Annotated in this window: 9 protein-coding genes; 6 read left to right on the top strand and 3 right to left on the bottom strand. The window is 62.3% G+C overall.

What is annotated here, in order from left to right:
* Positions 1-47 precede the first annotated feature (47 nt).
* Both greA and GPT34_RS05030 read left to right on the top strand, forming a co-directional pair.
* Entirely contained in the window at positions 48-524 is a 477-nt protein-coding gene (gene greA / locus GPT34_RS05035) for a transcription elongation factor GreA (protein WP_291010158.1), read from the top strand.
* Positions 525-532: 8 nt separating this feature from the next.
* The gene (locus GPT34_RS05030; RefSeq protein WP_291010157.1) at positions 533-991 is read left to right on the top strand and encodes a DUF4149 domain-containing protein; all 459 of its coding nucleotides are present in this window, start codon (positions 533-535) and stop codon (positions 989-991) included.
* A 165-nt stretch (positions 992-1,156) separates the two neighbouring features.
* On the opposite strand, the gene folD is transcribed toward GPT34_RS05030, so the two are convergent.
* The 3 genes from folD to GPT34_RS05015 form a co-directional block, all read right to left on the bottom strand.
* A complete protein-coding gene (gene folD / locus GPT34_RS05025; RefSeq protein ID WP_291010156.1) occupies positions 1,157-2,002 on the bottom strand; it encodes a bifunctional methylenetetrahydrofolate dehydrogenase/methenyltetrahydrofolate cyclohydrolase FolD in 846 nt (281 codons plus the stop codon).
* 79 nt (positions 2,003-2,081) lie between these two features.
* Positions 2,082-2,708, bottom strand: coding sequence for a response regulator transcription factor (locus tag GPT34_RS05020; protein ID WP_291010155.1), 627 nt, complete (start codon positions 2,706-2,708; stop codon positions 2,082-2,084).
* The gene (locus tag GPT34_RS05015; RefSeq protein ID WP_291010154.1) at positions 2,705-5,263 is read right to left on the bottom strand and encodes a PAS domain S-box protein; all 2,559 of its coding nucleotides are present in this window, start codon (positions 5,261-5,263) and stop codon (positions 2,705-2,707) included. The genes GPT34_RS05020 and GPT34_RS05015 overlap by 4 nt, the downstream gene beginning before the upstream one ends.
* A 204-nt stretch (positions 5,264-5,467) precedes the next feature.
* On the opposite strand from GPT34_RS05015, the gene aceE reads away from it, so the two are divergent.
* From aceE to GPT34_RS04995, 4 genes are all read left to right on the top strand, one after another.
* Complete coding sequence (gene aceE / locus GPT34_RS05010; RefSeq protein WP_291010153.1) at positions 5,468-8,170, top strand: pyruvate dehydrogenase (acetyl-transferring), homodimeric type; 2,703 nt, start codon at positions 5,468-5,470, stop codon at positions 8,168-8,170.
* A 130-nt stretch (positions 8,171-8,300) separates the two neighbouring features.
* Positions 8,301-9,947, top strand: coding sequence for a dihydrolipoyllysine-residue acetyltransferase (gene aceF, locus GPT34_RS05005; RefSeq protein ID WP_291010152.1), 1,647 nt, complete (start codon positions 8,301-8,303; stop codon positions 9,945-9,947).
* 12 nt (positions 9,948-9,959) lie between these two features.
* Positions 9,960-11,789, top strand: coding sequence for a dihydrolipoyl dehydrogenase (gene lpdA, locus GPT34_RS05000; protein ID WP_291010151.1), 1,830 nt, complete (start codon positions 9,960-9,962; stop codon positions 11,787-11,789).
* 353 nt (positions 11,790-12,142) lie between these two features.
* Positions 12,143-12,415 (top strand): hypothetical protein, encoded by a 273-nt coding sequence (locus GPT34_RS04995; protein ID WP_291010150.1) that lies wholly within the window; start codon positions 12,143-12,145, stop codon positions 12,413-12,415.
* The last annotated feature ends 40 nt before the right edge of the window (positions 12,416-12,455 follow it).

Raw genomic sequence — 12,455 nt, 5'->3', positions numbered from 1 at the left:
CTGGGGCCGCTTGCAAATGGCGACGCCCAGCTTGCTGGAGAGAAGCCATGCCCACGATTCCCATCACCCTGCGCGGTGCTGAAAAACTCAAGACGGAACTGCATCGCCTGAAGACGGTGGAGCGCCCCGCCGTAATTAACGCGATTGCCGAGGCGCGCGCCCAGGGCGACCTGAGCGAAAACGCCGAGTACGAAGCCGCCAAGGATCGCCAGGGCTTCATCGAAGGCCGCATCGCCGAAGTCGAAAGCAAACTTTCGGCCGCGCAGATCATCGATCCGACTACAGTGGATGCCTCTGGCAGAGTGGTGTTTGGCGCCACGGTGGATTTGGAGGACGAAAACAACGGTGCGAAGCTGACTTACCAGATCGTGGGCGAGGACGAGGCCGACCTGAAGCTCGGTCTGGTGAACATCAGCAGCCCGATCGCGCGCGCGCTCATTGGCAAGGAAGTTGGTGATGTGGCCGTGGTGGAGGCGCCCGGTGGCACGCGGCGGTATGAGGTCGTGGCGGTGCGCTACGTCTGACGGCCGCCGTGTCCGTGCTGCTTGCCCGCCTGCCGGTGCTGTTGGCCGCCCTGTGGTGGGGTGGCATCAGCGCATTGAGCTTTCTCGCGGTACCCACCCTGTTCGCCACCTTGGGCAGCCCCGCTGTGGCGGGACCGATCGCGGCCAAGCTCTTCTCGTTGCAATGCTGGGCGGGGCTGCTGCTTGGCCTGGCCTTGCTGATGTTGCTTCGCCGTGAACGCTCGCAGATGGTTGGCCCTGCGCCTTCGCCCGAGCAGCTGGTTCTCCTGCAGCGCACGCTGGCGACCATGGGCGTTGTCATTCTCGGGATGATGCTCGCGCTGTTGCAGGAGTTTGGCGTGGCCCAGCGCATCGTGACGGCTCGCGCCAGCGGTGGCAATTTGAAGCTCTGGCACGCCGTGGGCAGTGCCATGGTGCTCGGGCAGTGGCTGTGCAGCGGAGCGGTGCTCTGGCGATTGGGTAAATGACTCCCCGCGCCGCTCCTGCGGTGCGTCACTCCCCGGGGGCGGCACTTGCCGCCGGGCCAGTTCGTGCAAGTTCGAGGGGGAGTCGTTCCAGGGCACTGCGGAACCGGCTTTGCCAGACCGCCAGTGCTGCCCCCTGAGAGGTGTCAGCGAAGCCAGCGCGGGGGGTCAAGCCCTTTCAGCCGATTCCAGTGTGTTGACCATCAACATGGTGATGGTCATGGGGCCGACGCCACCGGGTACAGGAGTGATGTGGCCAGCGACTTCCTTGACGCCATCAAAATCGACGTCGCCACACAGCTTGCCTTCGTCATTGCGGTTCATGCCGACGTCGATCACGACCGCGCCGGGTTTGACCATGTCGGCGGTGAGCACGTTGCGCCGGCCCACCGCGGCCACCACCACATCGGCCTGACGGGTGAAGGCGCCGATGTCGGGCGTGCCGCTGTGGCAGATGGTGACGGTGGCGTTGGCCTGCAGCAGCAACAAAGCCATCGGCTTGCCGACCGTGTTGCTGCGTCCTATCACGACCGCGTGTTTGCCCTTGAGGTCGATACCCGTCGTTTCGATCAGCTTCATGCAGCCATAAGGTGTGCACGGGCGAAAGCCGGCCAGGCCCGCCATTAGGTCACCCGCGCTTTGCACCGAGTAGCCATCGACATCTTTGGCGGTGGAGATGGTCTCGATCACGCGCTGCGGGTGGATGTGTTTGGGCAGCGGCATCTGCACCAGGATGCCGTGGATGCTGGGGTCGGCGTTGAGCGCTTCGATGCGCGCCAGCAGATCCGCCTCGCTCAGCGCGACGTCGTATTTTTCGAACACCGAGTGGATGCCGGTCTCGCCGCAAGCTCTGACTTTGTTGCGCACATAAACCGCCGAGGCGGGATCCTCGCCAACCAGGATCACCGCCAGGCCCGGCGTTACACCGCGGGCTTTGAGCGCCGCGGTGCGGGCGGCGACATCGGTTCGGAGCTGGCGGGAGAGTGCGTTGCCGTCGATGATTTGAGCTGTCATGGTGATGGACGTGTACGGTGTTGAAACAGAAACGCCCGCCGGAACATGTCGGCGGGCGTGTGTGTGAGGAGCCGGAGCGTCAGACCTTGACGGCGGTGGGTCCGAGCGCGATCTTGAGCAGGTCGGCCACGGTGTTGGCGCCGAGTTTTTCCATGATGTTGGCGCGGTGCGCCTCCACCGTCTTGATGCTGATACCCAGGTCGTCGGCAATCTGCTTGTTGAGCCGGCCGGCGACGATACGCTCAAGCACCTGGGCTTCGCGGCTGGTCAGTTTGGAGAGCAGGGCGTCGCGGCTGGCCGCCTGCTGATGGGTGGCAAATGCCTCCTTTGCGGTGTCGAGCATGCGCTCGACCAGGGCTACCAGCTGGTCCTCTTTGAACGGCTTCTGGATGAAGTCCAGCGCGCCCTTCTTCATCGACTCCACCGCCATCGGCACGTCGCCGTGGCCTGTGATGAAGACGATGGGCAGCGGCGACTGCCGCTCCATCAGCTTTTCCTGCAGCTCCATGCCGGTCATGCCACCCATGCGGATATCCGCGATCATGCAGGCTACTTCGCGCGCGTCGTACCGGCTTAGGAACGCTTCAGCAGACTCGAAGCAGCGAACGCGGTAGTCCTTACCCTCCAGTAGCCACTGGAGAGAATCGCGCACGGCTTCGTCGTCATCAACGACATAGACCGTGCCTTTTTTGGGAATCAAACTCATCTCGCTCTTTCTGGTTCCGGCAACGACGCCGAGGTTGCATCAGGTTGCGACGCCTCAGGCCGCAGTCGCGAGACCACGGGAATCCAGAAACTGAAAGCACAACCCACCACCTCGGGGCCATTGTAGATGTTCTCCATGTGCATCCGACCGTGGTGCGACTCCACGATGCTGCGACACAGCTTGAGGCCGATGCCCATGCCTTCGCTCTTGGTACTGTAGAAGGCTTCGTAGATGCGCTCGACCATTTCCTCGGGCACGCCGTTGCCGGAGTCGCGCACCGAGAACTCCACCACCTCGATGCCATCGCGCTGGCTCGGCCCCACCCGCAACTCAATGAACCGCGCGCCAGGCAACCGTCCGGCTTGTGCGATCGCGTCGCCCGCGTTGCGCAGCAGGTTGATCAGCACCTGCTCGATCAGGATCGGGTCGACCATGAGCGGAGGCAGGCGCGCGGCCACATACGGCGTGAGGCGAACCTGCTGCCTGCGCAGCTCGATGTCGGCCAGCTCAATCGCGTTGCTGATCATGGGCGCAACTTCGGACAGGGTCGGGTTGGGCTCGCTGCGCTTCACGAATGAGCGGATGCGCTGGATGATCTGGCCGGCGCGCTGGGCCTGGCGCGCGGTTTTTTCCAGAGCACCGAGCAGCTCCTCAGTGCCAATGCGATCTTCCCGAACGCGGGAGATCATGCCGGTGCAATAGTTGCTGATGGCAGTCAGCGGCTGGTTGAGCTCATGTGCCACGCTCGAGGCCATCTCGCCCATGGTGATCAGGCGACTTGCGGTCTGGGCACGCTCGGCCTGGTGTGCGGCCAAGGTCTCAGCATTCCGGCGGGCGGTGATATCGCTGGCGATCACCATTTGCGCCAGGCGCCCGTCGACCCAGGTCAGGTAGCGCGTGCGCACCTCCAGCCAGTGGTCGAGTTCTTCGACGAAGACCTCGGCGTTTTCGGAGCCTGCATCGGTCAGCGAGTCGGTCGGCATGCCGGCGAACGCATCCACCGCGTCGCCGTCATCCGGGCTGGGGCTGGGCTGCTTGCCTGCCAGTTCGACCAAGCGCCGGTGACCCTGGCCGCGGGTGCCAAACCAGAGCCGGTACATTTTGTTGGCAAACAGCATCTCGTCACTGCCCAGCGGCGCCACCGACACCGCGGAGTCCAGGCTCTCCAGGACGGTAGTGAAACGCTCGTAGGAGGCCGACAGCTCTTCTCGAATCCGCTTTGGCTCTGTGATGTCGGTCATCGAGGTCATCCAGCCGCTCTGGTGTCCTTTGGGATCGATCAGTGGCGACACGTACATGCGGGCATCGAAGATAGAGCCATCGCGCCGCTGCACGCGCACCTCGAAACCGCCCGGCGTGGAGCGGCCCTTGAGCTCATCTTCCAGGCGTGCGGCCAGCAGCTCGTGATCGGCGTCTGGCCAGTAAGGGAACGGCGCGGTGCGACCGACCAGTTCGGCCTCGGTCCAGCCGGTCATGGAGCAGAACGCCGGGTTCACGTAGGTGATGCGGCCCTGCAGGTCCAGCGCCCGCATGCCGGTGAGCATGGAGTTCTCCATGGCGCGGCGGAAGTTGGTCTCCGATACCAGCGCCTGCTGAGCCTGCACGCGTCGGCGCGTGTGGCGCCAGGTGCCGAGCAGCATCCAGACGGTGAGCGCGCTTAACGCGCCGATGACCCAGAAAAAGCCGCTGCCCACGATGTCCTGAGAAGTCCGATAGCCCTGGGCCTTGATGATCAGGCCATTGCCCACCGGCGACACCGGCGCCTCGTGCTCCATCGGCTGCGCCGACCAGGGCAGCACGCGCAACACCTCGCTGCCGCTTTGCAGGCTGCCGGCGAGCACACGCTGCCGGTCGTCGAGCAAGGCCACAGCGTAGCGGGCCATGATTTCGGGTGGCATGCCGAAGCGCATCAACCCGTCGATCGAGTACTCGCCCATCACCGTCCCGGCAAATCGCCCTTGTTCGGACAATGGCACCTGCAGCATCAGGGTGGCGCTGCGCGGGTCCTCGCCCAGCGGGCGGGAGTAGATCGGCTGCCGAAGCTCACGCGCAAGATCGAACGAGCCGTCGGTTTCATCCGCTCCCAGGGCGCTGCCGACTTGGCGGATCAGGGCTGGCGGCGTGCTCGGTGAGGCGTAGGTCGCCAGCACGTTGCGCCGCGCATCGACCCAGCTGATGGCGAGCAACTCTGGGAATTGGCTGATCAGGGACTCAACCTGGAACTCAAATTCCTCGGTCGCAATTTCCTTGTTGTCGATTTCGCGAGCCAGTCGCATCAGCTGCTCCTGGCGCTCGAGCAGGCGCAGTCGCAGTCGCTGCTGCGCGTATTCCACGTCACGAGTCACCGCCTCCTGCTCGCGGTCCAGCTCCTCGTAGCGCAGGTAGGTGATGGCCACTACGATGGCCGCGAGAAACAGCAGCACCGCCAGCAGTGGGACCAGAGTGGCGACGCGGTCCTGCCGGGACGGGGGCAGCCGGCGCCACCAGCGATTCCACCAAGGCGCGGCTGACCGCTTGATGTCTGCAGCGGTGTTCGGGGCGGGGCGCGGCGTCATGAAGCTTCGAGTCTACGTGAGCGCCGGGTTTGTGGCGGTGCTGCCGGGCGGCGGCGCGTTACCGATTGATCGCCGTGGTTTGTGTTTAATTTCATAATACAAAATACAAACGCACATATTGAAATGCCGTGAGGATGGTGGCAAAATCCGTGACAGGCTGCAAAAGCCGCCTTAAGCTCGATTTCAAATCAACAGGAGACAAACATGTCAGCGTCAGACGCTCTCAAGGGTCGCGGTGCAGGCGACCTGGATGCCCAGGAAACCCGCGAATGGATGGAGGCGCTGGTCGCCGTAATCGAGCGCGAGGGACCCGAGCGCGCGCACTTTTTGCTGGAGCAGCTGCTGGAAGAGGCTCGGCAAAACAGCATCGATCTGCCGTTTTCGGCCAATACTGGTTACGTGAACACGATCGAGCCAGGCCAGGAAGCCCGCTCGCCCGGCAACCTGGAAATCGAGCAGCGTCTTCGCGCCTACATGCGCTGGAACGCCATGGCCATGGTGGTCAAGGCCAATCGGGCCAATCCAGCCGACGGCGGTGACCTGGGCGGTCACATCGGCTCGTTTGCCTCGTTGGCCAGCCTGTTTGGCGCTGGCTTCAACCATTTCTGGCATGCCGAGAACGAAAACCACGGAGGCGACTGCCTGTTCATTCAGGGCCACGTCTCGCCCGGCGTCTACGCCCGGGCCTACATGGAAGGTCGCCTGACGGAAGAACAGTTGCTGAATTTCCGCCAGGAAGTGGATGGCAAAGGCCTGTCCAGCTACCCACACCCCAAGTTGATGCCCAATTTCTGGCAGTTTCCGACAGTGTCGATGGGACTGGGCCCACTCATGGCGATCTACCAGGCGCGCTTCCTGAAATACCTGCATGCCCGCGGCATCGCCAACACCGAAAACCGCAAGGTCTGGGTGTTTTGCGGCGACGGTGAGATGGACGAGGTCGAGTCGCTGGGCGCCATCGGCTTGGCCGCGCGCGAAAAGCTGGACAACCTGATCTTCGTGATCAACTGCAATCTGCAACGCTTGGACGGCCCGGTGCGCGGCAATGGCAAGATCATCCAAGAACTTGAAGGCGAATTCCGTGGCTCGGGCTGGAACGTGATCAAGCTGATCTGGGGCAGTCAATGGGATCCGCTGCTGGCCGCCGACAAGGACGGTGCGCTTCGCAAGATCATGATGGAGTGCAACGATGGCGACTATCAGGCCTTCAAGGCCAACGACGGCGCCTATGTGCGCAAACACTTCTTTGGTCGCGATCCCCGCACCCTGGAAATGGTCGCCCACATGAGTGATGAAGAGATCGGCGACCTTCGCCGCGGGGGTCACGACTCCAAAAAGGTCTATGCCGCGTTCGACGCTGCCGTGAAAACCTCCGGCCAGCCGACCGTGTTGCTGATCAAAACCGTCAAAGGTTTCGGCATGGGCAAAGTGGGCGAGGGCAAGAACACGGTTCACCAGACCAAGAAGCTCGGCGAAGAAGACATCAAGTTCTTCCGCGACCGATTCAACATTCCGATTCCCGACAGCCAGCTGGCCGAATTGCCGTTCTACAAGCCGGCCGATGACACCCCGGAGATGAAGTACCTGCACGAGCGCCGCAAAGCGCTTGGCGGCTACCTGCCGCACCGCCGCACCAAGGCCGACGAAAAATTCACCGTGCCGCCCATCGAGACCTTCAAGGCCGTGATCGAGCCGACCGCCGAAGGCCGCGAGATTTCCACCACGCAGGCTTACGTGCGTTTCCTGACACAGCTGCTGCGCGAAAAGGAAATCGGCCCACGCGTGGTGCCGATTCTGGTCGATGAAGCCCGCACCTTCGGTATGGAGGGTCTGTTCCGCCAGATCGGGATCTACAACCCGGCGGGCCAACAGTACACCCCGGTCGACAAAGACCAGGTCATGTACTACAAGGAAGACAAAGCGGGTCAGATCCTTCAGGAAGGCATCAACGAGGCAGGCGGCATGAGCAGCTGGATCGCTGCGGCCACCAGCTACAGCACGAGCAACCGGATCATGATCCCGTTTTACGTGTACTACTCCATGTTCGGCTTCCAGCGCATCGGCGATCTGGCCTGGGCTGCGGGTGACATGCAGGCGCGTGGCTTCCTCCTCGGCGGCACGTCGGGCCGTACCACGCTCAACGGCGAAGGCTTGCAGCACGAAGACGGTCACAGCCATATCCTGGCCGGCACCATCCCCAACTGCATTTCCTACGACCCGACCTTTGCCCACGAAGTGGGAGTGATCCTGCACCACGGCTTGAAGCGCATGGTGGAAATGCAAGACAACGTCTTCTACTACCTGACGCTGCTAAACGAAAACTACGCTATGCCAGGCCTCACGCCCGGTACCGAAGACCAGATCATCAAAGGCATGTACCTTTGCAAGCCGGGTGCCACACTCAAGCAGCGCGTGCAGCTGCTGGGCTCGGGCACGATTCTGCGCGAGTCGATTGCTGCGCAGGAGTTGCTGGAGAAAGACTGGGGCATCGCGGCCGACGTGTGGAGCTGCCCAAGCTTCAACGAACTGACACGCGATGGTCAGGACGCGGAACGCTGGAACCTGCTGCATCCCCTGGAGAAGCCACGCGTATCGTTCGTGAGCCAGCAGCTGGACAAGCACACCGGCCCGGTCGTCGCGTCAACCGACTACATGAAAGCCTACGCCGAGCAGATTCGTCCGTTCATTCCCAAGGGCCGCACCTACAAGGTGTTGGGTACCGATGGTTTCGGCCGCTCCGACTTCCGCGTCAAGCTGCGTGAGCACTTCGAGATCAATCGCCACTACATCGTGGTGGCTGCGCTCAAGGCGCTGAGCGAAGATGGTGCGGTGCCAGTGGCCAAAGTGGCCGAGGCGATCAAGAAGTACGACATCAAAGTGGACAAGATCAACCCGCTGCACGCATGACACACCCGTAGCGCCTTCGGCGCTTTCCCCGCGAGGGGTCGAGACCCTGCCGTCTGGCCAAGCCAGATCGGCGGTCTCCTGGTTTGAAGAGATAGCGCGCAGCGTTGAGAACATCTGATTGGAGACAGACATGGCATTGGTAGAAGTGAAAGTCCCGGACATCGGTGACTTTGATGAGGTGGCGGTGATTGAGCTGCTGGTGAAGGTGGGCGATACGGTCGCGGCCGAACAGTCGCTGATCACGGTCGAGTCGGACAAGGCATCCATGGAGATTCCATCGAGCACGGCGGGCGTGGTGAAGGAACTGCGAGTGGCCCTGGGCGACAAGGTGAAAGAGGGCTCGGTAGTGCTGGTGGTCGAGGCCGCTGGCGAAGCAACTTCCTCGGCCCCCGTGGTCCCTGCGCCTGCTCAGGCACCTGCGCCCGCGCCTGCAGCCACCGCGGCCCCGGTTGCCGCCACTGGTGGCGGCAGGGTCGAGGTCATGGTGCCAGACATCGGTGACTTCAAGGACGTGGCGGTGATAGAGGTGTTCGTCAAACCAGGCGACACCATCAAGGTCGAGCAAAGCCTGATCACGGTCGAGTCCGACAAGGCTTCCATGGAGATTCCGTCCAGCCATGCTGGTGTGTTGAAAGAGCTCAAGGTCAAGGTGGGCGACACGGTCAACATCGGGGACCTGCTGGCGGTGCTCGAAGGCGTGGCCGGCGCGGCCACCCCTGCTGCCACCCCTGCTGCCACCCCTGCTGCTTCATCGGCGCCCGCCGCTGCGCCAACGCCTGCCCCGGCGGCGGCCGCTGCGGCCAGCGTTGCTGTGCCTGCACACAACCCTACGACAACTCCTGCCGTTGGCCTACCTCACGCCTCGCCTTCGGTGCGCAAGTTCGCGCGTGAATTGGGCGTGCCGCTGGGCGAAGTCAAAGGCTCCGGTCTCAAGGGCCGCATCACGGCGCAGGACATCCAGGAATTCACCAAGTCCGTCATGAGCGGTGCGGCGCAAACGGCGGCGCAGGCCGCCAAGGCGCCTGCTGGCGGTGGCGGTTCCGAACTGGGCCTGATCCCATGGCCCAAGGTGGACTTCACCAAGTTCGGCCCCATCGAACGCAAGGAGATGGGCCGCATCAAGAAGATCAGCGGTGCCAACCTGCTGCGCAACGCGATCATGATTCCGGCCGTCACCAACCACGACGATGCCGACATCACCGACCTCGAAGCCTTCCGCGTGTCCACCAACAAGGAAAACGAGAAGAGCGGCACCAAGGTGACCATGCTCGCTTTCCTGATCAAGGCCTGCGTGTCCGCGCTCAAGAAATTCCCCGAGTTCAACAGCTCGCTGGATGGTGATGCCCTGATCTACAAGCAGTACTACCACATCGGTTTCGCCGCCGACACGCCGAACGGCCTGGTTGTGCCTGTGATCAAGGACGCCGACAAAAAAGGCGTGATGCAGATCAGCCAGGAAATGGGCGAACTCGCCAAAAAAGCGCGCGATGGCAAGCTCGGCCCGGCCGACATGTCTGGGGCTTGCTTCACGATTTCGTCGCTCGGCGGTATCGGTGGCCGGTATTTCACGCCCATCATCAACGCCCCCGAAGTGGCCATCCTCGGCGTTTGTCGCAGCAACATGGAACCGGTATGGGACGGCAAACAGTTCGTGCCGCGCTTGATGTTGCCGCTGTCGCTGACCTGGGATCACCGCGTGATCGACGGCGCTGCCGCTGCCCGCTTCAACGCCTATCTCGGCCAGATCCTCAGCGACTTCCGTCGTGTCTTGCTGTAAAGGAGCGGAACGATGGCAATCCTAGACATTCAAGTTCCTGACATTGGCGATTTCGACGAGGTCGCGGTGATCGAGCTGCTGGTCAGCGTGGGCGACACGGTGAAGGTTGAACAAAGCCTGATCACCGTGGAGAGCGACAAAGCTTCGATGGAGATTCCTTCATCGCACGAAGGCGTGGTCAAAGCGATCAATGTCAAAGTGGGCGACAAGGTCAAACAAGGCTCGGTGGTGTTGTCGCTGGAAGCGGCGGGTGAGGGCGCTGCTGCGCCAGCGCCTGCCCCGGCAGCCGCACCGGCTGCGGCCCCGGCGGCAGCCGCTGCTCCTGTGGTGGCGCCTGCCGCATCGAGCTTTGGCGGCAGCGCTGATGTGGAGTGCGACCTGATGGTGCTTGGAGGCGGCCCCGGTGGTTACTCCGCTGCGTTCCGTGCCGCTGATCTGGGTCTCAAGGTGGTGCTGGTGGAGCGCTACGCGACCATCGGTGGCGTGTGCCTGAACGTGGGTTGCATCCCGTCCAAAGCGCTGCTGCACGTGGCCGCGGTGATGGACGAAGTGAGCCATATGGCTGATCTGGGTGTGGACTTCGGCGTACCAAAGGTCGACATCAACAAGCTGCGCACCCACAAAGAAAAGGTCATCGGCAAGCTGACTGGCGGCCTGGCCGCCATGGCCAAGATGCGCAAGGTCACCATCGTGCGCGGTGTCGGCTCATTCGTGGGCGCGAACCACATGGAGGTTGAAGAGACGGCCGGCACGGCTCAGAAAAAGACCGGCAAGAAGCAGGTTGTGGCTTTCAAGAAGGCCATCATCGCGGCCGGTTCGCAGGCCGTGCGCCTGCCCTTCATGCCCGACGATCCGCGCGTGGTGGATTCCACCGGCGCCCTGGCGCTGAAGGATGTGCCCAAGCGCATGCTGATTCTGGGCGGCGGCATCATCGGCCTGGAAATGGGCACCGTTTACAGCACGCTGGGCGCCCGCCTGGACGTGGTGGAAATGATGGACGGCCTCATGCAGGGCGCTGACCGCGATCTGGTCAAGGTCTGGCAGAAGATGAATGCCAAGCGCTTCGACAACATCATGCTCAAGACCAAGACGGTGGGGGCCAAAGCCACGCCAGCAGGCATTGAAGTGTCGTTCGAAAGCGCAGAGCCGGGCGGCAAAGCGCCTGAGCCGCAGGTTTATGACCTGGTTTTGCAAGCCGTGGGCCGCACGCCCAATGGCAAGAAGATTGCGGCTGAGAAAGCCGGTGTGGCCGTGACCGATCGCGGTTTCATCGACGTCGACATCCAGATGCGCACCAACGTGCCCCACATCTTCGCCATCGGCGACATCGTGGGCCAGCCCATGCTGGCGCACAAGGCGGTGCATGAGGCACATGTGGCGGCTGAGGTGATCGCAGGCGAACTGCAGGGCAACAAGGAACTGGCAGCGGCGGCGTTCAATGCACGGGTGATTCCCTCGGTGGCCTACACCGACCCCGAAGTGGCCTGGGTTGGGCTCACCGAAGACCAGGCGAAGGCGCAAGGCATCAAGGTCAAGAAGGGCCTGTTCCCGTGGACGGCCTCGGGCCGCGCCATTGCCAATGGGCGCGACGAAGGCGTGACCAAGCTGCTGTTCGATGATTCACCCGAGGCCCACGGCCACGGCAAGATCCTGGGCGGCGGTATGGTGGGCACCCACGCCGGCGACATGATCGGCGAAGTGTCGCTGGCCATCGAGATGGGCGCCGACGCGGTCGACATTGGCAAAACCATCCACCCACACCCCACGTTGGGTGAAAGCATCGGCATGGCGGCCGAAGTGGCGCACGGGTCTTGTACCGATCTGCCACCGAGCAAGAAGTAGTCCGCTTCAGCGCTCACAACAGTAAAAGCCCTGGCTGGCAACAGTTCGGGCTTTTTTCTTGCTGAAACGGTACGGTGACCATGCTCCTTGAGCACCCGCGCGTGCAGCTTTGACCCGCCATTCAGCTGATCAAAGCCGAAGTGAGAGAAATCCTGGAGGTACGGGCTACACGTCCAGGTGGTCGTCTTGTCTCGCTCAGCCTATGCCGTCTTCAGAAAGATGTGAAAAATCTCACCTGAGCTGAGCGAAACATTTACTAACGAGTGAGGAGATAAGTTAACATATTTTCTCTGGGTCGATGTTCTCGGCAAATTTTTAGACGTTTCGTCCCGCATTTTCCATAGGAAAAAAAGATGATTTATAAGGCTCCTCTCGCACTGCTCGTAGGGTTGCTCCTCGCTAGCAACGCTATGGCTTTTGGTAACTCCAGCGGCATCAAGCGTGACTTTGCAATCAATAGCTTGAAAGAAAAAACAGAAAAACCTGACAACAAGGGAAGCAAGAACAACGCGACAGCGCCCAAACCGACGTCGGTACCGGAGCTGGACGGCAGCATGGCGGTGATGGCACTTGGGTTGACCCTCGCAGTGGGCGGCCTGATTCGAGAAAAGCGTCGCTCGCGCTGATTCTGTCTCAATCTGCCAACCGGCCGCTTCCCTTGGCAGG

The organism is Hydrogenophaga sp. (assembly GCF_011390835.1).
GTDB lineage: Bacteria > Pseudomonadota > Gammaproteobacteria > Burkholderiales > Burkholderiaceae_C > Hydrogenophaga.
The sequence above is the reverse complement of the archived record's forward strand: the minus strand, read 5'-3'. Positions and strand labels throughout refer to the sequence as shown.

What these genes read in the sequence shown, in the direction of transcription:
- GPT34_RS05015 (WP_291010154.1), bottom strand. Translation starts at nt 5,263, where the DNA reads ATGACGCCGCGCCCCGCCCCGAACACCGCTGCAGACATCAAGCGGTCA.
- GPT34_RS04995 (WP_291010150.1), top strand. Translation starts at nt 12,143, where the DNA reads ATGATTTATAAGGCTCCTCTCGCACTGCTCGTAGGGTTGCTCCTCGCT.
- GPT34_RS05020 (WP_291010155.1), bottom strand. Translation starts at nt 2,708, where the DNA reads ATGAGTTTGATTCCCAAAAAAGGCACGGTCTATGTCGTTGATGACGAC.
- lpdA (WP_291010151.1), top strand. Translation starts at nt 9,960, where the DNA reads ATGGCAATCCTAGACATTCAAGTTCCTGACATTGGCGATTTCGACGAG.
- folD (WP_291010156.1), bottom strand. Translation starts at nt 2,002, where the DNA reads ATGACAGCTCAAATCATCGACGGCAACGCACTCTCCCGCCAGCTCCGA.
- aceF (WP_291010152.1), top strand. Translation starts at nt 8,301, where the DNA reads ATGGCATTGGTAGAAGTGAAAGTCCCGGACATCGGTGACTTTGATGAG.
- greA (WP_291010158.1), top strand. Translation starts at nt 48, where the DNA reads ATGCCCACGATTCCCATCACCCTGCGCGGTGCTGAAAAACTCAAGACG.
- aceE (WP_291010153.1), top strand. Translation starts at nt 5,468, where the DNA reads ATGTCAGCGTCAGACGCTCTCAAGGGTCGCGGTGCAGGCGACCTGGAT.